At 68.4% G+C, this 22,088-nt stretch carries 23 protein-coding genes and 1 pseudogene; 7 read left to right on the plus strand and 17 right to left on the minus strand.

Annotation, left to right across the window (positions count from 1 at the left end; translation table 11 throughout):
* Positions 1-12: 12 nt before the first annotated feature.
* From HWX31_RS21910 to HWX31_RS21925, 4 genes are read left to right on the plus strand one after another with little or no spacing between them, the layout of a single operon-like run.
* Entirely contained in the window at positions 13-309 is a 297-nt protein-coding gene (locus HWX31_RS21910) for a sarcosine oxidase subunit delta (protein WP_059609820.1), read from the plus strand.
* Positions 306-3,317 carry a sarcosine oxidase subunit alpha family protein gene (locus HWX31_RS21915; RefSeq protein ID WP_174964528.1) on the plus strand — a complete coding sequence of 1,004 codons (3,012 nt, stop codon included), beginning with the start codon at positions 306-308 and terminating at the stop codon, positions 3,315-3,317. Before HWX31_RS21910 ends, HWX31_RS21915 begins: the two co-directional genes overlap by 4 nt.
* Positions 3,307-3,939, plus strand: a complete 633-nt coding sequence (locus HWX31_RS21920) for a sarcosine oxidase subunit gamma (protein ID WP_174964529.1) — start codon at positions 3,307-3,309, stop codon at positions 3,937-3,939. Before HWX31_RS21915 ends, HWX31_RS21920 begins: the two co-directional genes overlap by 11 nt.
* Positions 3,936-4,388, plus strand: coding sequence for a dihydroneopterin aldolase (locus HWX31_RS21925; RefSeq protein ID WP_059609817.1), 453 nt, complete (start codon positions 3,936-3,938; stop codon positions 4,386-4,388). The genes HWX31_RS21920 and HWX31_RS21925 overlap by 4 nt, the downstream gene beginning before the upstream one ends.
* A 170-nt stretch (positions 4,389-4,558) precedes the next feature.
* On the opposite strand, the gene HWX31_RS21930 is transcribed toward HWX31_RS21925, so the two are convergent.
* Positions 4,559-5,665, minus strand: coding sequence for a hypothetical protein (locus HWX31_RS21930; protein WP_174964530.1), 1,107 nt, complete (start codon positions 5,663-5,665; stop codon positions 4,559-4,561).
* A gap of 88 nt (positions 5,666-5,753) precedes the next feature.
* Positions 5,754-6,590 carry a c-type cytochrome gene (locus tag HWX31_RS21935; RefSeq protein ID WP_174964531.1) on the minus strand — a complete coding sequence of 279 codons (837 nt, stop codon included), beginning with the start codon at positions 6,588-6,590 and terminating at the stop codon, positions 5,754-5,756.
* 39 nt (positions 6,591-6,629) lie between these two features.
* On the opposite strand from HWX31_RS21935, the gene HWX31_RS34775 reads away from it, so the two are divergent.
* On the plus strand, positions 6,630-7,145 hold the full coding sequence (locus HWX31_RS34775) for a hypothetical protein (protein WP_208456086.1): 516 nt from the start codon (positions 6,630-6,632) through the stop codon (positions 7,143-7,145).
* A gap of 83 nt (positions 7,146-7,228) precedes the next feature.
* On the opposite strand, the gene HWX31_RS21945 is transcribed toward HWX31_RS34775, so the two are convergent.
* The 5 genes from HWX31_RS21945 to osmF all read right to left on the minus strand — a co-directional run bounded on the left by HWX31_RS21945 (position 7,229) and on the right by osmF (position 11,863).
* Positions 7,229-7,891 carry a lytic transglycosylase domain-containing protein gene (locus tag HWX31_RS21945; RefSeq protein ID WP_059659828.1) on the minus strand — a complete coding sequence of 221 codons (663 nt, stop codon included), beginning with the start codon at positions 7,889-7,891 and terminating at the stop codon, positions 7,229-7,231.
* Positions 7,892-8,041: 150 nt separating this feature from the next.
* Complete coding sequence (locus tag HWX31_RS21950; protein WP_174964532.1) at positions 8,042-8,803, minus strand: ABC transporter permease; 762 nt, start codon at positions 8,801-8,803, stop codon at positions 8,042-8,044.
* Positions 8,800-9,768, minus strand: a complete 969-nt coding sequence (locus HWX31_RS21955) for an ABC transporter ATP-binding protein (RefSeq protein ID WP_174964533.1) — start codon at positions 9,766-9,768, stop codon at positions 8,800-8,802. Before HWX31_RS21955 ends, HWX31_RS21950 begins: the two co-directional genes overlap by 4 nt.
* Positions 9,765-10,943, minus strand: coding sequence for an ABC transporter permease (locus HWX31_RS21960; protein WP_175933954.1), 1,179 nt, complete (start codon positions 10,941-10,943; stop codon positions 9,765-9,767). The genes HWX31_RS21955 and HWX31_RS21960 overlap by 4 nt, the downstream gene beginning before the upstream one ends.
* Positions 10,940-11,863 carry a glycine betaine ABC transporter substrate-binding protein OsmF gene (gene osmF, locus HWX31_RS21965; protein ID WP_174966128.1) on the minus strand — a complete coding sequence of 308 codons (924 nt, stop codon included), beginning with the start codon at positions 11,861-11,863 and terminating at the stop codon, positions 10,940-10,942. The genes HWX31_RS21960 and osmF overlap by 4 nt, the downstream gene beginning before the upstream one ends.
* A 166-nt stretch (positions 11,864-12,029) precedes the next feature.
* Here osmF and HWX31_RS21970 point away from each other — a divergent pair, with 166 nt between their 5' ends.
* Both HWX31_RS21970 and HWX31_RS21975 read left to right on the plus strand, forming a co-directional pair.
* The gene (locus HWX31_RS21970; protein WP_174966127.1) at positions 12,030-12,962 is read left to right on the plus strand and encodes a 2-hydroxyacid dehydrogenase; all 933 of its coding nucleotides are present in this window, start codon (positions 12,030-12,032) and stop codon (positions 12,960-12,962) included.
* Positions 12,963-13,003: 41 nt separating this feature from the next.
* Positions 13,004-13,489: an OsmC family protein gene (locus HWX31_RS21975; RefSeq protein WP_174966126.1), complete on the plus strand. Its 486-nt coding sequence runs from the start codon at positions 13,004-13,006 to the stop codon at positions 13,487-13,489.
* Positions 13,490-13,550: 61 nt separating this feature from the next.
* On the opposite strand, the gene HWX31_RS21980 is transcribed toward HWX31_RS21975, so the two are convergent.
* From HWX31_RS21980 to HWX31_RS22025, 10 genes and pseudogenes are all read right to left on the minus strand, one after another.
* Positions 13,551-14,150, minus strand: coding sequence for a hypothetical protein (locus HWX31_RS21980; RefSeq protein WP_244143802.1), 600 nt, complete (start codon positions 14,148-14,150; stop codon positions 13,551-13,553).
* Positions 14,151-14,308: 158 nt separating this feature from the next.
* Complete coding sequence (locus HWX31_RS21985) at positions 14,309-15,973, minus strand: hypothetical protein (protein ID WP_174966125.1); 1,665 nt, start codon at positions 15,971-15,973, stop codon at positions 14,309-14,311.
* 85 nt (positions 15,974-16,058) lie between these two features.
* Positions 16,059-16,856 (minus strand): annotated as a pseudogene (gene sctT / locus HWX31_RS21990) (type III secretion system export apparatus subunit SctT); the annotation flags it as partial.
* Positions 16,853-17,371, minus strand: a complete 519-nt coding sequence (locus HWX31_RS21995; RefSeq protein WP_174966123.1) for a type III secretion protein HrpB7 — start codon at positions 17,369-17,371, stop codon at positions 16,853-16,855. The gene HWX31_RS21995 and the pseudogene sctT, both read right to left, overlap by 4 nt.
* Complete coding sequence (sctN, locus tag HWX31_RS22000; protein ID WP_059611121.1) at positions 17,368-18,696, minus strand: type III secretion system ATPase SctN; 1,329 nt, start codon at positions 18,694-18,696, stop codon at positions 17,368-17,370. Before sctN ends, HWX31_RS21995 begins: the two co-directional genes overlap by 4 nt.
* Positions 18,693-19,409, minus strand: a complete 717-nt coding sequence (sctL, locus tag HWX31_RS22005) for a type III secretion system stator protein SctL (protein ID WP_175933955.1) — start codon at positions 19,407-19,409, stop codon at positions 18,693-18,695. The genes sctN and sctL overlap by 4 nt, the downstream gene beginning before the upstream one ends.
* Positions 19,394-20,086 (minus strand): type III secretion protein HrpB4, encoded by a 693-nt coding sequence (locus HWX31_RS22010; protein WP_175933956.1) that lies wholly within the window; start codon positions 20,084-20,086, stop codon positions 19,394-19,396. Before HWX31_RS22010 ends, sctL begins: the two co-directional genes overlap by 16 nt.
* Complete coding sequence (sctJ, locus tag HWX31_RS22015) at positions 20,083-20,943, minus strand: type III secretion system inner membrane ring lipoprotein SctJ (RefSeq protein ID WP_175933957.1); 861 nt, start codon at positions 20,941-20,943, stop codon at positions 20,083-20,085. The genes HWX31_RS22010 and sctJ overlap by 4 nt, the downstream gene beginning before the upstream one ends.
* Complete coding sequence (locus tag HWX31_RS22020; RefSeq protein WP_174966160.1) at positions 20,940-21,356, minus strand: type III secretion protein HrpB2; 417 nt, start codon at positions 21,354-21,356, stop codon at positions 20,940-20,942. Before HWX31_RS22020 ends, sctJ begins: the two co-directional genes overlap by 4 nt.
* Positions 21,357-21,369: 13 nt before the next feature.
* Positions 21,370-21,957 carry an HrpB1 family type III secretion system apparatus protein gene (locus HWX31_RS22025; protein WP_174966161.1) on the minus strand — a complete coding sequence of 196 codons (588 nt, stop codon included), beginning with the start codon at positions 21,955-21,957 and terminating at the stop codon, positions 21,370-21,372.
* Positions 21,958-22,088: the final 131 nt, after the last annotated feature.

Here is a 22,088-nt window from a genome sequence, read left to right on the forward strand (position 1 = left end):
GGAGAAAGAAACATGTTGCTGATCGAATGTCCGTGGTGCGGGCCGCGCGCCGAATCCGAGTTCTCGTGCGGCGGTGAAGCCGACATCGTGCGCCCGGTCGCGAACGAGAACATGACCGACCGCGAATGGGGCGAATACGTGTTCATGCGCGAGAACAAGCGCGGGCTGCACAAGGAGCAATGGCTGCACACGCAAGGCTGCCGCCGCTGGTTCAAGGTCACGCGCGACACGGTGACCTACGACATCAAGAGCTACGAAAAATTCGGCGGAGCCGCCGCTAACGCTAAGGAAGAGGGCACCAGCAAATGAGCCAGAAAGACCGTCTCGGCACCGGTGGCCGCATCAATCGCGCGATTCCGCTGACCTTCACGTTCAACGGCCGCACCTATCAGGGCTTCCAGGGCGACACGCTCGCGTCCGCGCTGCTCGCGAACGGCGTGCACTTCGTCGCGCGCAGCTTCAAGTACCACCGCCCGCGCGGGATCGTGACGGCGGACGTCGCGGAACCGAATGCCGTCGTGCAGCTCGAGTCCGGCCCGTACACCGTGCCGAATGCGCGCGCGACCGAGATCGAGCTGTACCAGGGCCTCGTCGCGACCAGCGTGAACGCGGAACCGTCGCTCGAGCACGACAAGTACGCGATCAACCAGAAGCTGTCGCGCTTCATGCCCGCCGGGTTCTACTACAAGACCTTCATGTGGCCGCGCAACATGTGGCCGAAGTACGAAGAGAAGATCCGTGAAGCGGCCGGCCTCGGCAAGGCGCCCGAGGTGCTCGACGCCGATCGCTACGACAAGTGCTATGCGCACTGCGACGTGCTCGTCGTCGGCGGCGGCCCGTCGGGCCTCGCGGCCGCGCATGCGGCGGCGACGGCCGGCGCGCGCGTGATCCTCGTCGACGACCAGCGCGAGCTCGGCGGCAGCCTGCTGTCGTGCCGCGCGGAAATCGACGGCAAGCCCGCGCTGCAGTGGGTCGAGAAGATCGAGGCCGAGCTGCGCAAGCTGCCCGACGTGACGATCCTGTCGCGCAGCACCGCGTTCGGCTACCAGGACCACAACCTCGTGACGGTCACGCAGCGCCTGACCGATCACCTGCCGGTGTCGATGCGCAAGGGCACTCGCGAGCTGCTGTGGAAGGTCCGCGCGAAGCGCGTGATCCTCGCGACCGGCGCGCACGAGCGGCCGATCGTGTTCGGCAACAACGACCTGCCGGGCGTGATGCTCGCGGGCGCGGTGTCCGCATACATCCATCGCTTCGGCGTGCTGCCGGGCCGCGACGCGGTCGTGTTCACGAACAACGACCGCGGCTACCAGGCGGCGCTCGACCTGAAGGCATGCGGCGCGAAGGTGACGCTCGTCGATTCGCGCGCGTCGAGCAACGGCGCGCTGCCCGCGGCGGCGAAGCGCCAGGGCGTGACGGTGATGAGCGGCGCGGTCGTGACGGCCGCAGCGGGCAAGTGGCGCGTATCGTCGGTCGACGTCGCGTCCTACACGAACGGCCAGACGGGCGGCAAGCTGAAGACGCTGCCGTGCGACCTCGTCGCGATGTCGGGCGGCTTCAGCCCGGTGCTGCACCTGTTCGCGCAATCGGGCGGCAAGGCGTGCTGGAGCGACGAGAAAGCCTGCTTCCTGCCGGGCAAGGCCGTGCAGCCCGAGGCGAGCATCGGCGCGGCGGCGGGCGAATTCGGCCTCGCGCGTGCGCTGCGGCTTGCGGTCGACGCGGGCGCGGAAGCGGCGAAGGCTGCCGGCTTCTCCGCCGCGCAGCGCCCGGCCGCGCCGAAGGTCGCGGAAGTCACGGAAGGCGTGCTGCAGCCGTTGTGGCTCGTCGGCAGCCGCGAGGCCGCCGCGCGCGGGCCGAAGCAGTTCGTCGATTTCCAGAACGACGTGGCGGCCGCCGACATCCTGCTCGCCGCGCGCGAAGGCTTCGAGTCGGTCGAGCACGTGAAGCGCTACACGGCGATGGGCTTCGGCACCGACCAGGGCAAGCTCGGCAACATCAACGGGATGGCGATCCTCGCGCAGGCACTCGGCAAGTCGATTCCGGAGACGGGCACGACGACGTTCCGCCCGAACTACACGCCCGTGTCGTTCGGCACGTTCGCGGGCCGCGAGACCGGCGATTTCCTCGACCCGATCCGCAAGACCTGCGTGCACGAATGGCACGTCGAGCACGGCGCGCTGTTCGAGGACGTCGGCAACTGGAAGCGGCCGTGGTACTTCCCGAAGAAGGGCGAGGACCTGCACGCGGCGGTGAAGCGCGAATGCCTCGCGGTGCGCAACAGCGTCGGCATCCTCGACGCGTCGACGCTCGGCAAGATCGACATCCAGGGCCCGGACGCGGTGAAGCTGCTGAACTGGATGTACACGAACCCGTGGAACAAGCTCGAAGTGGGCAAGTGCCGCTACGGGCTGATGCTCGACGAGAACGGCATGGTGTTCGACGACGGCGTGACGGTGCGCCTCGCCGACCAGCATTTCATGATGACGACGACGACCGGCGGCGCGGCGCGCGTGCTCACGTGGCTCGAGCGCTGGCTGCAGACGGAGTGGCCCGACATGAAGGTGCGGCTGTCGTCGGTGACCGACCACTGGGCGACGTTCGCGGTGGTCGGCCCGAAGAGCCGCAAGGTCGTGCAGAAGGTGTGCCAGGACATCGACTTCGGCAACGAGGCGTTCCCGTTCATGAGCTACCGCAACGGCACGGTCGCCGGCGCGAAGGCGCGCGTGATGCGGATCAGCTTCTCGGGCGAGCTGGCCTATGAAGTGAACGTGCCGGCGAACGCGGGCCGCGCGGTGTGGGAAGCGCTGATGGCCGCGGGCACCGAGTTCGACATCACGCCGTACGGCACCGAGACGATGCACGTGCTGCGTGCGGAGAAGGGCTACATCATCGTCGGTCAGGACACCGACGGGTCGATCACGCCATTCGACCTCGGTATGGGCGGGGTGGTCGCGAAGTCGAAGGACTTCCTCGGCAAGCGTTCGCTGTCGCGCTCGGATACCGCGAAGGAGGGCCGCAAGCAGTTCGTCGGCCTGCTGACCGACGACGAGCAGTTCGTGCTGCCGGAAGGCGCGCAGATCATCGCGAAGGACACGCAGGTGTCGACGACCGAGCCGACGCCGATGATCGGCCACGTGACGTCGAGCTACTACAGCCCGATCCTCAAGCGCTCGATCGCGCTTGCGGTGGTGAAGGGCGGCCTGAACAAGATGGGCGAGAGCGTCGTGATACCGCTGGCCAACGGCAAGCGCATCACCGCGAAGATCTCGAGCCCGGTTTTCTACGATACCGAAGGGGTGCGCCAGAATGTGGAATGAAACCAGAAACCAGACGCAGGTGGCGGGCGCGGGCGGCGTGCAGCTCGAATCGCCGTTCGTCGGCGCGGCCGACCTGCTGAAGGCGCAGCAGGCGCGCGCATCGAAGAAGTTCACGCTGCGCGAGCGGCCGTTCCTCGACCTCGTCAACGTGCGCGGCGAGCTGAGCGACCCGGCGTTCGTCGCCGCGTTCGAGCGCGTGGTCGGCTGCCGGCCGCCCGCCGCGCCGAACACGGTTGCGCGCGGCGCCGAGTACGACGTGCTGTGGCTCGGCCCCGACGAATGGCTCGTGCGCTCGAACGGGCCCGTGCAGGCGGGCGTGCTCGAGGCGGCGCTGGCCGAGGCCGTGCAGGGCGCGTATGCGGCGGCGGTCGATGTCGGCAGCGGCTATACGGTCGTCGAGGTCAGCGGCGAGCGCGTGCGCGACGTGCTGGCGCGCGGCTGTCCGCTCGACCTGCATCCGCGCCTGTTCAAGGCGGGGCAGTGTGCGCAGTCGCATTACTTCAAGGCGTCGATCGTGCTGGTGCCGACCGGTGACGACACGTACGAGATCGTCGTGCGCCGCAGCTTCGCCGACTATTTCGTCCGCATCATGTTCGACGCGGCCGCACCGCTCGCATCATGAAGCCGGTCGACGAACCGTTCGTGTCGATCGACGCGTCGCGCCTGCGAGGGCGCGGCTGGAGCGTGTTCGTCGACGAACTGAAGGTGCCGGCGCGGATCGGCATCCATGCGCACGAGCATGACGCGCCGCAGCCGATCGTGATCGATGCGCAGCTCGGGTATCGCTGCGAGCCGAGCGAGGCCGGGGAGTGGATCGATTACGACGGGTATTGCGCGCGGGTGGCGGCGTTTCTCGCGCACAAGCCGCATACGCGTCTGCTCGAGACGCTGGTCGCCGAGATCGCGGTGCTGTCGTTTCGCGAATGGCCGGCGCTGGAGACGCTGACGCTTTCCGTCCACAAGCCGAAGATCCGGCCGGGGACGAAACGCGTCGGAGTGTCGCTCGACTGGACGCGGGGGGATTATCTGCGGTGGACGGGGGAGGTGGGGAGGGGCGGCTTGGCCGGGTAGGTGCTGTGATCGATCGACGCGAAATTTCATTCAAGTAACTTGGGGCTCGGATTGCGCATGCAATTGTCCTCTGAATTGTCTACTGTCTCCCAATCGTTAAGTAGACAGGCCGAGTCGCGTCGGCCTGTGTCGGGCACAAGCGGAATTTGCTAGTGCCATCCGGCGCATGTTCAGATATCGGTTTCTCCCCCTTCGTGTATATCTATGCCGCCAAATACATGGCCTTCGGGCGATGAATTCTCCGCGTAAGGCCAACGTACGGATTTGTGGGCGGGTGGGAAATGATTGGTGGTCGAACGGGGCGTATCTCTAATTCTGGTGTGTTGATTGTTTTTCTCTCGCTGGTGTCGTATGCATGCGTTTAAGATGTATGCAATTTCGCGTGCATAATTGCGAAATTCAAAAGAGAGCGTTGGTAGTGAGATATATTTTCCTATTTGGATGCATTTTTCGTTAATTCCAACTAGGGTTCTGTAGATGGGTGTTCTGGTGCCATCCTTGTGTGGTAAATAAGAGAATTCCTCGATGAGGTTTTTTGAGGTGCATCTGTCGATGAAGAATTGGGTGGTGCGTCCAAGTTTGTGAATATGTAAATTCCTGATCTCGTGGCAAAGTTCCATGAATCCGCTTAATTTTGGATTTATATTGAAAAGGAGATTCTTAATTTCTGGATTTATTTCGTCTATTATGGCGGATAGGATTTCAGGCAGTGAGGATTGTCGGATTGATTTGCTTGCATCTTTTTTGGAGTAGTTCAGCTCATCTGTCATGATGCTTTCCATGAACGCTTCGAAGAATGAATACACGGAAATGAATTCGAGTTTGTATAGATTTTCTTTTATGAAGCTTTCGTCATTGAGGAAATTGGTGTTTTTCTTTGAGTTGATAACTGCGGTTGAGATTGCCTCTTTTTCTTCTTGATCGATTGGTTTTCCGCCGAAAAAGGTGTCGCGTGGATTGTTTAGTGCGGGGTATCTAAAATACATTCTTGGAATCTCTATCTGAAAATCCATTTTTCCGGATTTTTCGTGGCGAATGTCTTCCATCATTAGTAGGTTTTCAAATAGATGTGCTGTCAGTAACACTGAATTAAATTCGGTTGAGAAAATCACATAAGATTGTGTGTCGAATTCGTTGAGATGGATTGGCCTGATGTTTTGGTGGTTTATTTCTTGAATATTTTGCCAGTTTGATTTTTTGGTGGTGATGAATTCATATTTTTCCCGCAAGATTGCAGGTAATTTTTCCCAGTCAATGCTAATTTTTTGTGAATTCATGATGTAAAACAAGGTTGCTTGATTTGTTGTGGGTTTTGAAGTTTCTGTAGATCAAACATGAGAGATAACCGTCCGCCGCCGTCCCGTCCTACCTTCCTGCCTTGCGTCGTGCCATATACCCGAGATACGCAATGATCCGGTCGATCTCCCGATCGCTCAGCTGATCCGGCGAGAACGCCGGCATGGCCCGCCCGTGCCAGTTCCGAACCGATGCCGGATTGCGAATGTACCGATGCAGCGCGGCGGGCTGGAAGTAATCGACCGGATTCATCGGCGTGTTGAGGTCGGGGCCGGTGTCCGCACTGCCCGCGCCGTCGAGCCGATGACACGCGAAACATTGCGTGATGAACAGGCTTTGGCCCGCGCGGGCCGGATCGGTCGCCGGCAGTGCCGGATCGACGGCGAGAGCCGGCCAGCGCGCGACGGGCGACTGTTGCATCGCGAGACGCACGATCTGGAAAGGCCACTGCTCGTTGCGGACGGACGACGCTTCCTTGCCGACCCAGATCAGGTAGAACGGCCCGGCGCTGACCGGCTTGCCCGGCAGCTTCGTCCACGGGTGTGCCGGGTCCTCCACCGCGAGCCATGCAACGGCGTGCGCGGCGTCGCGATTGCGCGCGAGGTCCATCGGCAGTTGCGCGGCGAAGCCGTCGGCCGCGCGCGTTTCGAGCACGCTGTCCGCAGGCAGGGCCGCGCCGTCGAGCAGGCTGGCGAGCGGCACCGCGCGGAAGGTCATCGGCCTGCCGTATGCGACATCGTGCGGGACATGGATCTCCGCCGCATCCGGGCGTGCGAGCAACGCCTGCGAAGTGAGCGTGCGGGTCTTGCCGTCCGTCGTGAGTTCGAGCGTGGACTGGGCGGCCGCTTGACGGCCGATCACGCAGATCGTCAGCAGCAGGAGCGAAAACATCGCGCGTTTCAGCATTTGCTCTCCGTTGGTTGTCGTTTTTGCGGCGGCGGGGGCATGCGTGCCGCAATCGCCTGGGGGGATCGGCCGACAGTTTATCCGGTGGGGCGGCGCTGCACGATAGCCGGTATCGGCGCTACGATCCGGTATAACGACTTTGGTTCGCTACTCCACCAACCGGAACGGCAAGCAGCCGCTCGATCAAATGGGCGATGCCGGGTTGGCGAATGCGGGCATGACGAAGCGAGGGGGAAGGTGCGGAAAAATAACGAAGAGATTGTTCTCTCTGGCGACGATGCGCTAACCGCGCTTGCCGAAATCGAATACTTGCTGATTTCCCTGAGAAATATTGGGCGGTACTACCATGCCGATCGGAACGAGTCCGGCGACGTGAATTTGATGTACTCGCTGGAGACGACGCGATTCATCGATGAAAACGGGGTAACCCGGAGACTGGCAAAGCTGAGGGAAATGCTATCCGCGAAGTTCGATCGCTCGCTGGGCGAGGATGATATGGATGACATCGAGCGTGCAGTGGAGGATCTCAAGGTCTGGGAGAAACCGGGAGATTGACCTGCGGTGGATCGCTCCCGCGCGACTGTGCGCCGAACGCGAGCGGGCGGCCCGCCTTGCACGGCCGTCGACAACGGCCCCCGTTACCGCGAATCCCGCACGGACACCGCCCGAACGTCCGACGCCGGCGCGCTCACCGGCATCATGCCCGCGTTCGCATCGTCGCGCGGCTCGAGCACGAACCGGAACGACTCGACGCGTTGCAGCACCTTCGACGCATAAGCGTGCGAGCCGCCATAGCTTTTCAGCGCGGCGCCGATGTCGCCGCCGGCGGCCTTCACATAGCCGGACAGGATCGCCGAGCCCGCATTGATGTTGGCGTTCGGCTCGGTCAGATCCTTCACGTTGCGCAGCAGCCCGCGGTGCGCGCTGGGCACCACCTGCATCAGCCCGGTCGCGCCGCCCCCGCCGCGCGCTTTCTCCTGGAAGCGCGATTCGATCGAGATGATCGCGTAGACGAGCGCCGGCGGCAGCGCGTATTTCGTCGCGGTGGCGTTCACGATGTCGGCGAGCTTCGCGGCCTTTTCCCTGGCGACGCCGAACTTCTTCATCAGGTAGGAGGTGATGCGGCGATTTTCCTCGTTCGGCTGGTTGGCGGCGAGCGGCGCGGAAGCGTCGGACGCGGCAGCGGCAGCAGCAGGCGCGGACGCAGGTTGCGCGGGCAACGATTGCGCAGGCATCTGCTGCGCCGACACGTATTGCGCACTGCCGAGCAAGAACACGAACAGCCAGGAAAACCGTCGCATGGTGAGGGTGGTGGAAACGGGAGGCGCACAGTATATCGGCCAATCGTCGCGATTGTCCGCAAACCACGCATGACTGAAAGCCGGATGTAGGTTGTTGCCCGGGCACGCATCGGAGTCCGCAAGAAGCGCGTGCTTCACGGCGCGCCGCGACTACGCGCGCCGGCCCATCACGCCGGCGATCGCGCCGATCGCGTCGCTGACCAGCACCGCCAGCAGCCCGACGATCATCCCGCCCTGCAGCACGAACGCGGTATTCGCGGTCTGCAGGCCGGCGATGATCACGTCGCCGAGCCCGCGCGCGGCGACCGTCGAGCCGATCGTCGCGGTGCCGAGGTTGATGACGACCGCGAGGCGGATGCCGTTGACGATCACCGGAAACGCGAGCGGCAGCTCCACGGACGTCAGTTGCTGCCAGCCGCTCATGCCCATCCCGCGCGCGGCGTCGACGACGTCGCGCGGCACGTCCTCGATGCCCGCGATCGTGCTCTCGAAAATCGGCAGGAGACCGTACAGCACGAGTGCGATCAGCACCGGCTTCAGGCCGAAGCCGACCGCGGGCACCGCGAGCGCGAGCACGGCCACCGGCGGGAACGTCTGGCCGATGTTGACGACGCTACGCGCGACCGGCAGGAAATCCGCGCCCCACGGCCGCGTCACCGCGATGCCCGCGGCGATCGCGAGCAGCGTGCCGATCAGGCTCGATGCGGCGACCGTGCCGAGATGCGCGAGCGTGAGGTCGAGCAGGCTCGCGCGATCGTAGATGACGGGCGCGCCGTTGTCCGCGAACGGTGCGAACAGCGCGTGCAGCCAGCCCGGTCGGAACAGCAGCACGAGCAGCAGCGCGAGCGCGGCCGCGCGTGCGACGGCGGGCGCGAGTCTGCGTGGAGCGATTGCCGCGGGCCGCATCGTCATCCGGGCCGCCTCGCGTGCGCGCGGATCGCGTCGAGCGTGATGCGGCGCGCGCCGGGGCCGGTGCCGGCCGGGCGCGGGGACGGGTTCCCGTCGTCGTCCGCGACCGGCAGCGCATCGACGCCGCGCCACAGCAGCTCCGAGATCGCGTCGCGCAGCGTGCGGGTCGCGGCAATCGGCGGACCGTCCGCGGAGCCGGGCTCGGCCACGTCGCCGACCGGCGTCAGCGCGAGCAGGCGCAGCGGCCGGTCGACGCCCGCGACAAGCTGCTCGACGACGCCCGCCGCCGGCCGGCCGAGGATCTCGGCGGGCGGCGCGACCTGCAGCAGCCGGCCGCCGTCCATCACCGCGATCGTGTCGCCGAGCTTCAGCGCTTCCTCGATGTCGTGCGTGACGAGCACGACCGTGATGCCGAGCCGCCGCTGCAGCGCGAGCAGGTCGTCCTGCGCCTTGCCGCGGATGATCGGATCGAGCGCGCCGAACGGCTCGTCCATCAGCAGCATCGCCGGCTCGGCCGCGAGCGCGCGCGCGACGCCGACGCGCTGTTGCTGGCCGCCCGACAGCTCGTGCGGCAGCTTTTCCGCGAATTCCTCCGGCGCGAGATTGAAGAGCGCGAGCAGTTCGCGCACGCGCGCGTCGATGCGCGCGGCGTCCCAGCCGAGCAGGCGCGGCACGGTCGCGATGTTGCGCGCGACGCTCCAGTGCGGAAACAGCCCGTGGCCCTGGATCGCGTAGCCGATGCGCCGCCGCAGCTGCTCGGGCGGCACGCTCGCCGTATCGACGCCGTCGATGCGAACCGTGCCCGTGCTCGGTGCGATCAGCCGGTTGATCATCCGCAGCAGCGTCGACTTGCCGCTGCCCGATGCGCCGACGAGCGCGGTGATGGTGCCGCGCCGCATCGTCAGCGACACGTCGTCGACGGCGACGACATCGCCGAAGCGCTTGCCGAGGCGTTCGATCTCGATCATGCGGTGCGTCCCCTCGCGAGCGCGGTCGCGGCTTCGAATACGACGGCGGCGATCAGCGCGAGCACGATGGTCGGGATCGCGCCGAGCAGCACGAGATCGGCGGCCGATTGCCCGATGCCCTGGAAGATGAAGGTACCGAAGCCGCCGCCGCCGATCAGCGCGGCGACCGCGGTCAGGCCGATGTTCTGCACGAGCACGATGCGCACGCCGCTCAGGATCACCGGCAGCGCGAGCACGAGGTCGACCTGCAGCAGGCGCTGCGCGGCCGTCATGCCCATCGCGCGCGCCGCTTCCGTCACCTGCGCCGGCACCTGCGCGAGCCCGACCGCGACGCTCGACGCGATCGGCAGCAGCGAATACAGGAACAGCGCGAGCAGGGCCGGCGCGACGCCGATCCCGCGCACGCCGAGCGCGGCCGCGAGCGGCACGTGCGCGGCGAGCATGCCGAGCGGCGCCATCATCAGCCCGTACATCGCGATACTCGGCACCGTCTGCACGACGTTGAGGACCGGCAGCAACGCCGCGCGCACGGCCGCGATGCGCGCGCACGCGATGCCGAGCGGCAGCCCGGCGACGAAGGCGGCCGCGACCGAGCCGCCGGCCAGCGCGACGTGCCGCACGGCCTCGCGCCAGAAATCGTCGCCGCGCACCGCGTATTCGCGCATCACGGACAGGCCGTCCCACCAGCCGGTCGACAGCGGCAGCGCGAGCGCCGCGGCGGCGACGGCCAGCGCGGCGAGCCGCCGCCACGGCCCGAACGCGAGCCGCGCGAGCGCGTCGGCGACCAGCACGGCCCATGCGAACAGCAGCAGCCAGATGCCGGCGGCCGGCGACACGCGCGCGAGCGCGTCTTCCGGCGCGACCAGATGCGCCGCGGCCGCGCCGGCCGCGTAGCCGAGCGTCGCGAGCAGGCCGCAGCCCGCGGCGAGGCGCGCTGCGGGCCGGCTCGTCGTCATCGTCCACAGCGCGGCCGCGATCCACAGCGCGGCGAGCGCGGCGGCCTGCGCGGCCGGCAGCGCGCCGAACACCGGCAAGCCGGCGCCCGCCGCGATCCGGTTCGGCCGCAGCACGACGAACGGCGCGAACAGCACCGCGCCGATCGTCAGCGTGCCGGTTAGGACGCCGACCTTGTCGATCGCGATGCGTCGCGCGCGGGCCGCCGCGCGTGCCGTCATTTGACGAAGCCCTTCGCTTTCAGGTATTGCGCGGCGACGCCCTTGGCCGGCTCGCCGTTGATCTGGATGCGGCTGTTGAGCGTCTGCAGCGTCTTCAGGTCGAGGCTCGCGAACACCGGCTTCAGATAGTCGGCGATCTGCGGATGCGCCTTCAGCACCGTTTCGCGAATCACCGGCGCCGGCGCGTAGACGGGCTGCACGTGCTTGTCGTCGTCGAGCACCGCGAGGCCGCTCGCCGCGATCCCGCCGTCGGTGCCGTAGACCATCGCCGCGTTCACGCCGTCGGTCTGGTTCGCGGCGGCCTTGATGGTGGCCGCCGTGTCGCCGCCGGACAGCACGACGAGCTGGTCCGGCTTCAGCTTGAAGCCGTACGCTTTCTCGAACGACGGCAGCGCGGACGCGCTGTTGACGAACTCGGCCGACGCCGCGAGCTTCACCTTGCCGCCGCCGGCCACCCACTTGCCGAAATCGGAGAACGTTTTCAGGCGCTGCGCCTGCGCGAGCGGTGCGAGCACCGCGACGCCCCACGTATTGTTGGCGGGCGACGGCGTCAGCCAGACGAGGCGGTTGGCCGCGTAGTCGAGCTTCTTCGCGGCGTCGTAGCCTTGGCTCGCGTTCTTCCACACCGGATCGTCGGCCTTGTTGAAGAAGAACGCGGCGTTGCCGGTGTACTCGGGATAGATGTCGATCTCGCCGCTGACGAGCGCCTTGCGCACGATCGGCGTCGCGCCGAGCGCGATCTTTTCGGTGACGGGAATGCCGTGCGCCTTCAGCACCTGGACGATCAGGTTGCCGAGCAGGTTGCCTTCGGTATCGATCTTCGACGACACCACGACGGCGTCGGCGGCGTGCACGGCGGGCGCCGCAACGGCGGCGGCGACGGCGAGGCCCAGTATCCGGGCGGGCAGGACATGCTTCATTGGGCCAATCTCCAGCGAATGACAAGAAAGGGACGTACGCCGAAACTTACTTGACCGGGCCTGCTTTGGCAAACCGCGCGCCCCGTTGCGCATGCGGGTTATCCCGGGCGCGGCCCGACGTCTTGCTATACACTGCCACGCATCCCTGCCGATGCGGAATTCCGTCATGAAGCCCGAGCTGCTGGTCCTGATCCCGTTGCGCGACGACGCGCGCCGCGAGATTGCCGCGTCGTTCGACGTGCACGATGCGCCGACCGGCGACGCGCGTGAACGCACGATCGCGGAACACGGCGGCGCGATCCGCGCGGTGCTGACCAACGGCAGCACGGGCCTCACCGCCGCCGAGATCGACCGGATGCCCGCGCTGACCCTGATCGGCTCGCTCGGCGCGGGCTACGAGCACATCGACGTCGCGCATGCGAAGGCGCGCGGCGCCGTGGTCGTGACCGGCGTGGGCACCAACGACGACTGCGTCGCCGATCACGCGTTCGCGCTGCTGCTGGCGGCCGTGCGCAGGATCGTGCGGCTCGACGGCGCGACCCGTGCGGGCATCTGGCGCGACGCGTTGCCGATGCCGCCGAACGTGTCCGGCCGGAAGCTCGGCATCGTCGGGCTCGGCAGGATCGGCGAGAAGATCGCGCGCCGCGCGGCCGGCTTCGATCTCGAGATCGGCTATCACAACCGCACGCCGAAGGACGGCGCGCCGTATCGCTATTTCGACCGGCTCGACGCGCTGGCGCGCTGGGCGGACTTCCTGGTCGTCGCGACGCCGGGCGGCGCGCTCACCCGGCACCTGATCGGCCGCGACGTGCTCGACGCGCTCGGCCCGGACGGCTTTCTCGTCAACGTGTCGCGCGGCAGCGTCGTCGATACCGCCGCTCTGGCAGAGGCGCTGCGCGCAGGCCGGCTCGCGGGCGCGGGGCTCGACGTGTACGAAGGCGAGCCCGATCCGCCGCGCGCGCTGGTCGGGCTCGACAACGTCGTGCTGACGCCGCACCTGGGCGGCTGGTCGCCGGACGCGCTCGATCGCTCGGTGCGGCAGTTTCTGGACAACGCGGCGCGGCATTTCGCCGGCAAGCCCGTGCTGACGCCGCTCTGAACCGCGCGGGCCACGCTTTTTCCGTCAACGAAGGAACCACGATGTCCACGTATTTCGCAGAAGTCGAATGGCAGGCGGGACCGGACGAGAAGTTCACCGACAACCGCTACAGCCGCCGGCACGAATGGCGTTTCGACGGCGGCGCGACGGTGCCCGCGTCGAGCTCGCCGCATGTGGTGCGGGCGCCGTTCTCGGACCCCGCCGCGGTCGATCCCGAGGAGGCGTACGTCGCGGCGCTGTCGAGCTGTCACATGCTGTGGTTCCTGTCGATCGCCGCGCAGCGGCGCTTCGTCGTCACGCGCTATCGCGACGCGGCGGAGGGCACGATGGCGAAGAACGACGCGGGCAAGGAGGTGGTGACGCGCGTCGTGCTGAAGCCGGCCGTGACGTTCGGCGGCGAGCGCGCGCCGACGGACGACGAGGTGAAGGCGCTGCATCATGCCGCGCACGACGAATGCTTTCTCGCGAATTCGGTGCGCACGGTGATCGATATCGAAGGGACGTGGGAGCATCGCGCGGCGCTTTGAGCGCGCGGCCGCTTCCGCGTGAACGGAAGCGGCCGGCTTGCCGCGCGACGCATCGACTGCGTCAGTCGCGCTTCGGGGAGTGCTGCGGAGAGGGCAGTGTTGCGAAGTCCGAATTCAGGCTCGCTATCGCACGCGCGCGGACCTCCGGGTCCGGATGATCCAGGTAGGTCTGGAGATCTCGCGCGGGCCCGACGGTCATCGAAGCAGCGGCATTGACCGCCGAGCCGAACGCAGTGACCGCGCTGTCACGGAGTTCGCCCTGCCGGGCATGTCGGAACGCGTCAGCGGCGAACGTCTGGCTTTCGGCCATGTGCGCGCCGGTATGCGTCTGCGTGCCTTGGGAGATGCCGTGGAGATTGCCCAGCACGCTGTCGTGCGAGCGCTGCGTGATGCCGAGCGAGTTGTTCTGCAGCACCGAGCTGACGCCGTGCACGGCCGCCGAATAGTACGTGGCGCTCGGTTGCGCCATATAGGTGGCCGCCTGCTCCGTCACGTGCTCGCGGCGGCCAAGCGGCGTCGACTGCAGCCCGCTCAGCGGCCCGCCGGCCAGCGGCCGAGTATGCGGCTGCGTGGTCGGCTGCGATTCGCTGCTCGACGACGAAGGCGTGGAGGAAGTGTGCAGCGGCGCGGTGCTGCCGCCGGTGATTTTGTTGCCGGACATGGTCGGTTCCTTCGATCAGGAGGAGGAAAGGGCGTCGGGCACGACAGCGCTCGACGCAGGGATAATGCGCGTCGCGGCGGCGTGTGATGGCCGGATGCGCGAAGCGGGCGGCGCGAACGCGAAACGTCGGGCGCGTGCATCGGTCATGCAGCGTTCGCTCACCGCCGCTGCAGCACCGTGCGCATCGCCGCGACGTCGTCGGGCGCGCGTTCGCCCGATGCCGCCTGCTCCGCATACTTCCGGCCTGCCTCCGTCGCACGGGCGCGCGACGTCGTCGCATCGTTCGCGAGGCCGATCTCGATGCGCCGCGCGATCAGGCTTTCGATCGCGACGCGCGCCTCGCCGTTGCGCATGCCGAGATCGCAGAGCAGGTTGTGCGCGTCGACGAGGTCGGCATCGTTGCCGATCGCGTTGCGCAGCGCGCGCTTCTTCTGCGACGTCGACGCGTTCTTCACATGAATGTCCGCGTAAAACGCATGCAGCTTCGCAGGGCCGTCACCGGCGAAGCGATCGATGCTGCGGTCGATGATCGTCAACGCGTGCTTGGCCGTCAGTTCGGCCATGTCGTTCTTGTTCGTCGTCGATTTCTTCTCGTTGACCCAGCGTCCCGGAAAGACCTTGCCGAAGCGCTGGCGATTGGCCTCGATCCGGCCGTTGTCCTTCAGCACCGCATGAATGCCCTCGATCACTTCGTCGGGCGTCGCGTCGTTGATGACACTCGCATCGAACGTCATGCGGTTACGCAGTGCATTGCGGTCGATCTCGCGCGCCTTGTCGTTGCGCATCCGCTGCTTCAGGCCGCGCACGCCCTTGGCGATGTCGAGCGCGTTCAGCAGCGCGAGCGCGAAGCCCGCCTGTTTCGCCCCGACGGCGGCCGCGCTCGCCGGCGCGGCCGCGAGCCCGTGCGTGCCGGCGATCAGCGCGGCGCCCGACGCGACGCCGAGCGCGTTGCGCACGAGCTCGCAGGCGGCACGGTTCATCCGCTTGCCGGCGACTTCGTGGCGGATGTACATCGTCAGCAGCACGTCCTTCGCATGCGCGCTTTCCGCCGCTAGCTGCGGATCGTCGCTCGCCGCTAGCTTCATCACCTTGTCGAGGTGGTAGTCGAGCTTGCCGTTGCGATCGCGCGCGAGGATCAGCCGGTCGATGCGGCGCACGTTGCTGTCGATGTCCGCCGCGAGGAACGCCGCGACGTCGCGGTCGCGCATCGCCGACAACTGCCGGTCGTAGCGCCGGCGCTTGCGCCACGACGCGAACAGCGCATGGCCGTTCATGCCGGCGCCGGCCGTCTCGTGCGCGAGGCCCGACGCGAGTCCGCCGATCGCGAGCCCGGTTGCGACGTCGCCGTGCCGACCGGCAGCGGCGGCGTTGAACAGCGATGCGAGCGGGCGGATGCCGTTCGTTTCGGCGAACGTGAAGCCCGGCTTGCTGCGGTCGTAGGCCTGGCCGGGCTGGCGCTCGGGGTGCGGCGCGCGGAATTCGTCCGTGGCCGGCGGGGGCGGCGGATCGGTCTGCGGGATCGCGGCCGGCGGCGTCGGTGACGGTGGGGGAGAGGGGGGCTCGCCGCCGAGACCGCCGAGCGACAGCGGCTCGCCGAGCGATAGCGGCGGCAATCGGGGCGGCAATCGGGGCGGCAATCGGGGCGGCCCGTCGTTTCGGATCCGATCGACCGTTTCGCGCGCGCTGTGCAACTGGCCGTGCGGGAACGCGCCGAGCGAGCGCCTCGGCTGCCGACCCGACCGGTTCGACGACGGCTCCGACGCGCTCCGATTCGGATCGGCGACGGTGGACGAATGCGTTGACTGCCGAATCGACTTCAACATGACGACGTGCCTCCTGAATGGACCGGTGCAGGCAAAACGACATCAGCGACATCAGCGACGCTGCGCGCGATGCCCGCTAATGACCGGCAAGCTGTTTAATCTGCTGCGCGAGCCCCGCCAGCGAAATCTGCCCGCGCATCTCGCTCACGAAACTCCCCGCCAGCACCGCGACGATCAGCACCGCGATCGCGCCCTTGAGCGGCTGGCTGACCGACATCAGGTCGAGCTTCTGCGCCGATCGCGACACGAACGCGAGGCCCAGGTCGACGAGCAGCAGCATCGCCATCATCGGCGTCGCGATCCGCGCGACCATGTTCATCAGCATGTCGATCCGCGCTTGCGCGAACAGCTCGAGCAGCGGCGCGGGAACCGGATCGAACGACCCGAGCGGCCACCACGCATACGATTCGTACAGCGCGCCGAGCAGGAACGTCATGCCGCCGAGCATCCAGAACGACGCGATCGTCAGTTGCCCGAACAGCGTCGCCATCAGCGACGTCTGCGTGCCCGAACTCGGGTTCTGCATCTGCACGTTGTTGAAGCCGGCGAGGTCGTCGACGTAGGTGCCGATCGCCTCGGCGGCCCAGAACACGGTCGACGCCGCGATGCCGAGCACGAGCCCGATCACGGCCTCCTTCGCGCACGCGATCATGAGAAACGCGCCGTGAAGCTGCGGCATCAGCGCCTGTTGCCCGCCCGCGACGAACAGGCACCAGACCGCGGCCGCGCCGCTGCGCATCGGGCCTTTCATCACGTTGTCGGCGGTCGCGGGCAGGATCGTCATGATCACGAGCAGCCGCTCGCTCGACAGCGCGAGCAGCACGATGAAGCCGATGAATTCGTCGCCCAGGTGCTGCAGCGGAAAGATGTCGTAGGGGGTCATGCGTCTGTCTCGTGTGATGCCCGCCCGGTCGCGAGCCGGCGTGCGAGCACGCCTTCCTCGATTTCCTCGTCCTGCGCGTCTTCGGCGGCGGCCTCGGCCGCGCGCGCGAGCCGGCCGATCCGCTCGCGCACGACGTCGATCTGCGCGTCGTTGCGCGCGATCCGGCGCGCGCTCGCCGCGAGCTGGTCGAGCTTTTCCTGCAGCGCCGCGCGCAGCCGCGCGCATTGCGCGCTCGCAAGCGCGTGCTCGTCGAGCAGCGCGTCGCGATAGCGGCGGCATGCCGTGTAGTCGCCGATCAGGAATGGAGCCTGGCCGGCGGCCATCGCGTCGACGCGCGCCGCATAGCGATTCGCGGCATCGAGCTTCGCATGCGCATGCGCTTCGCCCTGCGCGAGCGCGGCCGCCGCCGCGTCGCGTTCGGCGCGCAGCACACCCTGCTCCGCGCGCAGCTTCGCGCCGCGCTGCTCGCGCCGCGCGAGCAGCGTCTCGAAGGCGCGCTGCTTGCGGCTCTTCACTGGACGAGCGCGTGCAGCGCGGCGAGCGTCGCGTCGGGCGGCGAGTACTCGTCGGTGCGCTGGTTGAGGAACGTGCGAATCCGGTCGATCTTCGCGACCGCTTCGTCGGCCGCCGGGTCGCTGCCGGCCTGGTATTCGCCGAGCTGCAGCAGCGTCTCGATCTCGCGGTGCTTCGCGAGTAGCTGGCGCAGCCGGCCGGCCGCGCCGACGTGCTCGCGCGTCGCGACCTGCGGCATGATCCGCGACAGGCTGCCGAGCACGTCGATCGCCGGATACTGGTTGCGCGCGGCGATCTCGCGCGACAGGATGATGTGGCCGTCGAGAATGCCGCGCACCTCCTCGGCGATCGGGTCGCTGCCGGAATCGTCCTCGGCGAGCACCGTGTAGAGCGCGGTGATCGAGCCCTGCTCGCCCATCCCGGTGCGTTCGAGCAGGCGCGGCAGCTCGGCGAACACGGAAGGCGGGAAGCCGCGCCGCGCGGGCGGCTCGCCGGCCGCGAGGCCGATCTCGCGGCCGGCGCGCGCGAAGCGCGTCAGCGAATCCATCATCAGCAGCACACGCTTGCCCTGGTCGCGGAAATACTCGGCGATCGCGGTGGCGGCGTACGCGGCCTTCGCGCGCTCGATCGACGAGCGGTCGGAGGTCGCGCACACGACGACCGAGCGCGCCATGCCGTCCTCGCCCATGATCAGCTCGACGAACTCGCGCACTTCGCGGCCGCGCTCGCCGATCAGCGCGATCACGTTGACGTCGCACGACGCGCCGCGCGCGAACATGCCGAGCAGCGTGCTCTTGCCGACGCCGGCGGGCGCGAAGATCCCCATCCGCTGGCCTTCGCCGAGCGTGATCAGGCCGTCGACGATGCGCACGCCGGTCGCGAGCGACGCGTCGACCATGCGTCGCGACATCGGGTTCGGCGGCGGCGCGAGCACGGGGCGCAGCGCGTCGAAGTCGAGCGGGCCGCGCCCGTCGATCGGCTCGCCGAAGCTGTCGATCACGCGCCCGAGGATGCCGTTGCCGACCTTCACCGACAGCGGTCGCCGCAAGCCGATTACGCGCGTGCCGCGATTGATCTCGCCGAGCGTGCCGAACGGCGACAGCAGCGCGACGTTGCGCGTGAAGCCGACGACTTCCGCATGCTGGAGCAGCGCACCCGACGCGCTGCGCAGCTCGCACAGCTCGCCGAGCGTCGCTTCGAGGCCGACGACGCGCACGAGCGTACCGATCACTTCGAGCACCTTGCCGGTCATGCCGACGGCGGGCTCGATCGCGAGCCGCGCGGCCATCGCGTCGGCGACGCGGGACAGGTCGGTCAGCGCGTTCATGGGCGGCTCGCGTCGTCGAGCGCGCGGGCGAGCGCCGCGCGGATCGCGTTCAGCTGCGTGTCGAGGCTCGCGTCGACGGTGCCGAAATCGGATTCGCACACGCAGGTGCCGGGCGCGACGCGCGGCTCGACCACGACGTCGACGGGCACGTTGCGTCCCTGCCGGCGCCACGCGTCGGCGAGCAGCCCGAACTGCTCGCGCGCGGCGTCGTAATCGGCGTCGCACACGCGCACCGTCAGATAGCTCGCGCCGGCGACGACGCGCTCGACCGTTTCCGCCGCGCGCGCGAACAGCCCGCGCGCGTCCTCCGCGCGCACCATCTGCTGGACGGCGGCGGCGACGAGCTCCGCGAGCCGCTCGCGCATCCGGTCGCGCACGCGCCGCTCCTGCTCGAACGAATCGGCCGCCTGCGCGTGCCAGTCGGCGATCGCCTGCGCGCGGCCCGCGTCGTAGCCGCGCGCGTACGCGCTGTCGTGCTCGCGCTGCGCGGCCGCGCCGAGCGCGTCGGCCCGCGTGCGCGCGTCGGCGGCGATCCGCTCGGCGTCGTCGCGGGCCGCGCGCAGCACGGCGTCGCGTTCGGCCGCGAGCGCATCGAGCGCGGCGTCGAGCGCTTCGACCGTCTCGAACGCGTCGCGGCGCAGCACGCCGTGCGGCGCGTCGATGCAGAGATCGTCGGCGAGCGGAATCCGCCGGTTCTTCAGCCAAAAAGCCATGACCACTCCGGAAACAGCGACGGCAGGCGCGCGAGCAGCGTCGCGCCGTCCGCGTCCGCCGCCGCGCGTTCGATCCACGGCGCGCGCGCGGCGTCGCGCGGCAGCGCGAGGCGCACGATGCGCATCGGCCCCGCCGGCGACCACGCCCGCTCGCGCTCGAACAGGCACCAGCCTTCCCATGCGAGGTCGTCGCCGGATCGTTGCGCGAGCGGCACGGGCGGATCGCGGCGCTCGAGATCGCGCGCGCGCGGCGCGTCGGGCAGCTCGGCGAGCGCGCGGCAGCCGTCGGCGCCGACCCAGCCGGCGAGGCGCATGCGGCTCGCGCGGTCGATCCAGTGGCGCAGCTCGGTGCGCCGGAACAGCAGCGCCCGCACGCGCAATAGCCGCAGCGTGTCGGCGACGGGCAGCGCGGCGAGCCGGTCGGCGGGCACATCGAAGCCGTCGAGCGACGGCGACGGCGCCCCGAGCGTGCGCAACAGCAGCAGCGAGCACGCGGCGCGCAGCGCGGGCGCATGGTCGTGCATCGTCGCGACGAGCGGTGCGAGCGCGCCGTGCCAGCTCGCGTGAACCCAGTCGGCCGCGCATCGCGCGTTCGCGTCGTAGCCGGCGAGCCACGCGGCCCGCGTCGAGACGCTCGCGACACTGGCGATGCTCGCGGCCGGCGCGCCGCCGCTCATCGCGCGCCAGCCTGCTGAGGCGCGGCCGCGGCGTTCGCGCCGCCGCCGCCATTGCCGCCGCGCAGCCGTGCGGCGAGGCCGCCCGCGCCCGCGCCGCCGTGCTTGCGCGCGCGCCACCACAGCGCGCCGCCCGCCGCCGCGAGCGCGACGCACGCGAAGATCGCGATCAGCACGCCGACGAGCGTCGCGCCGCCGGACTTCTGCGCGGGAGGCTGAGCGGCCGACACGAGATCGACCGGATCGGCGGCGACCGACGTGACGCTCACTTCGTCGTAGGTCAGCCCTTCGACGCTGTGGACGACGAGGTTCTTGATCTGCGGCGTGAGCGTCGCGAGGTTCGCGTTCGGCCGGTACTTGATGAACACCGACGCCGACGACGGCTTCGCGACCTGCGCGAGCGGATCGTTGTTCGGCAGCACGATGTGCACGCGCGCGACGACGACGCCGTCGATCTTCGACAGCGTGTCCGACAGCTCCTGCGACACGCCGTAGATGAAGCGCACGCGCTCCTCGGTCGGCGTCGACACGAGGCCGTCCTTCTTGAACAGCGCGCCGAGATCGTCGTAGCGGGTCGCGGGCAGCCCGCGCGCGCGCAGCACTTCCATCGCCTTGACGATCTGCTTGTCGTCGACGGCGAGCGTCCACGTCTTGCCGCCGTCGGGCGTCTTCTTTTGCGCGTCGACGCCGTTCTGCAGCAGCGCGGCCATCATCTCGTTGCAGTCGCGTTCGGCGAGGCCGCCGTACAGCTCCTGCTGGCAGCCGGCGACGAGCACGGCGCTCGCGAGCAGCGCGGCGAGCCGGGCCGTGCGGCGGTGGCCGGCGGCTGAGGTCGGGGGGCGGAGTCGGTGCATGGTCATTGGTTCTTCATCAGCGAGCCGATCGCGTCCTTCGTCGACGTGACGACGCCCATCTTCGCCTGCAGGTCGATCTGCATCGCGGTCGCCTCGGCCGACGCCTGGATCGACGCCGCGAACATCTCGTTCATCGACAGCTCGTTCGCGTGCTGGCTCAGGTACGCGGCGTTGTCGAGCGCCTGCCTGATCGCGGCGTCCGACGTCTCGACGAGCTTCGATACCGCGCTCGCGTCGTGCGCGTGCGCGACGGGCGGCGTCGGCGTCGCGTTCGACATCAGCGCCTGGAAGCGGCCGGCGACGTCGGGCGGGACCTCGGCCGGGACATTGGGCGCCGATGCGGCCGGCGCGGCCGCCGCGTCGGAAAACGCGACGTCGAGCGCGCGGGTCAGGTCGATCGGGGAAAGCGGGGCGTTCATGCGGGTCTCCTCGTCAAAGACGCAGATACTGCTGATGCGCGAACGTGGCCTGCGCATCGAAGCCAGCCGCCGGGTGCGCGGGCGATGCATTGGCCCCATCCGTCCCATCGGCCGTGGAGCCGTTCGCCGCCGCGGCCGATTCGGGCAGTTCCCAGACGCCCGTGCGTTCCGCGTGCTCCTTCGCGAGCAGCACGTCGTGCTGCCGCTCGAGCGCGCGCACGAGCGCGATCGCCTGCGCGGGGCTGCCCGCCGCGAGCACTTCGTCGGCGGCGATCCGCCATTCCGGATCGCGCTTCAACTGCAGCGCGAACGCGAGCAGCGCCTTGCCGTAGATCGCGTTCGTCTTGCCGTTCGCGACCTCCGCGAACACGCGCACCGCGTCGTCGAAGTTGCCGAGCGCGACGTGCAGCATGCCGTCGAACATGTCGGCGGCGGGCAGTTGCGGCGCGAGCACGCGCAGCGCGTCGATCAGCAGGCCGATGTCGTAGGGGTCGGCGGCCGGACCGTCGAGCGCGCCGCCGACCGCGAGGCTCGCGGCGTCGATCAGTTCGTTCAGCGCCGCTTGGCTGCATCGCAGATAGGTCGGCCGGGATTCGTCCATGGTGTGCGCTCCGTGTCGCCGCGCGAGCGGCGCATGTCGTTGAGGGAAAGGCGTATGGAGCGCAAGGTAGCAGCGCGCGGCAGCCGTCCGGCCATCGATGCGAAGCGCGCGCGCGCGGCGCGAAGCGTGCT

Origin of the sequence: Burkholderia ubonensis (genome assembly GCF_902833085.1) — a bacterium.
Classification (GTDB): Bacteria; Pseudomonadota; Gammaproteobacteria; order Burkholderiales; family Burkholderiaceae; genus Burkholderia; species Burkholderia ubonensis.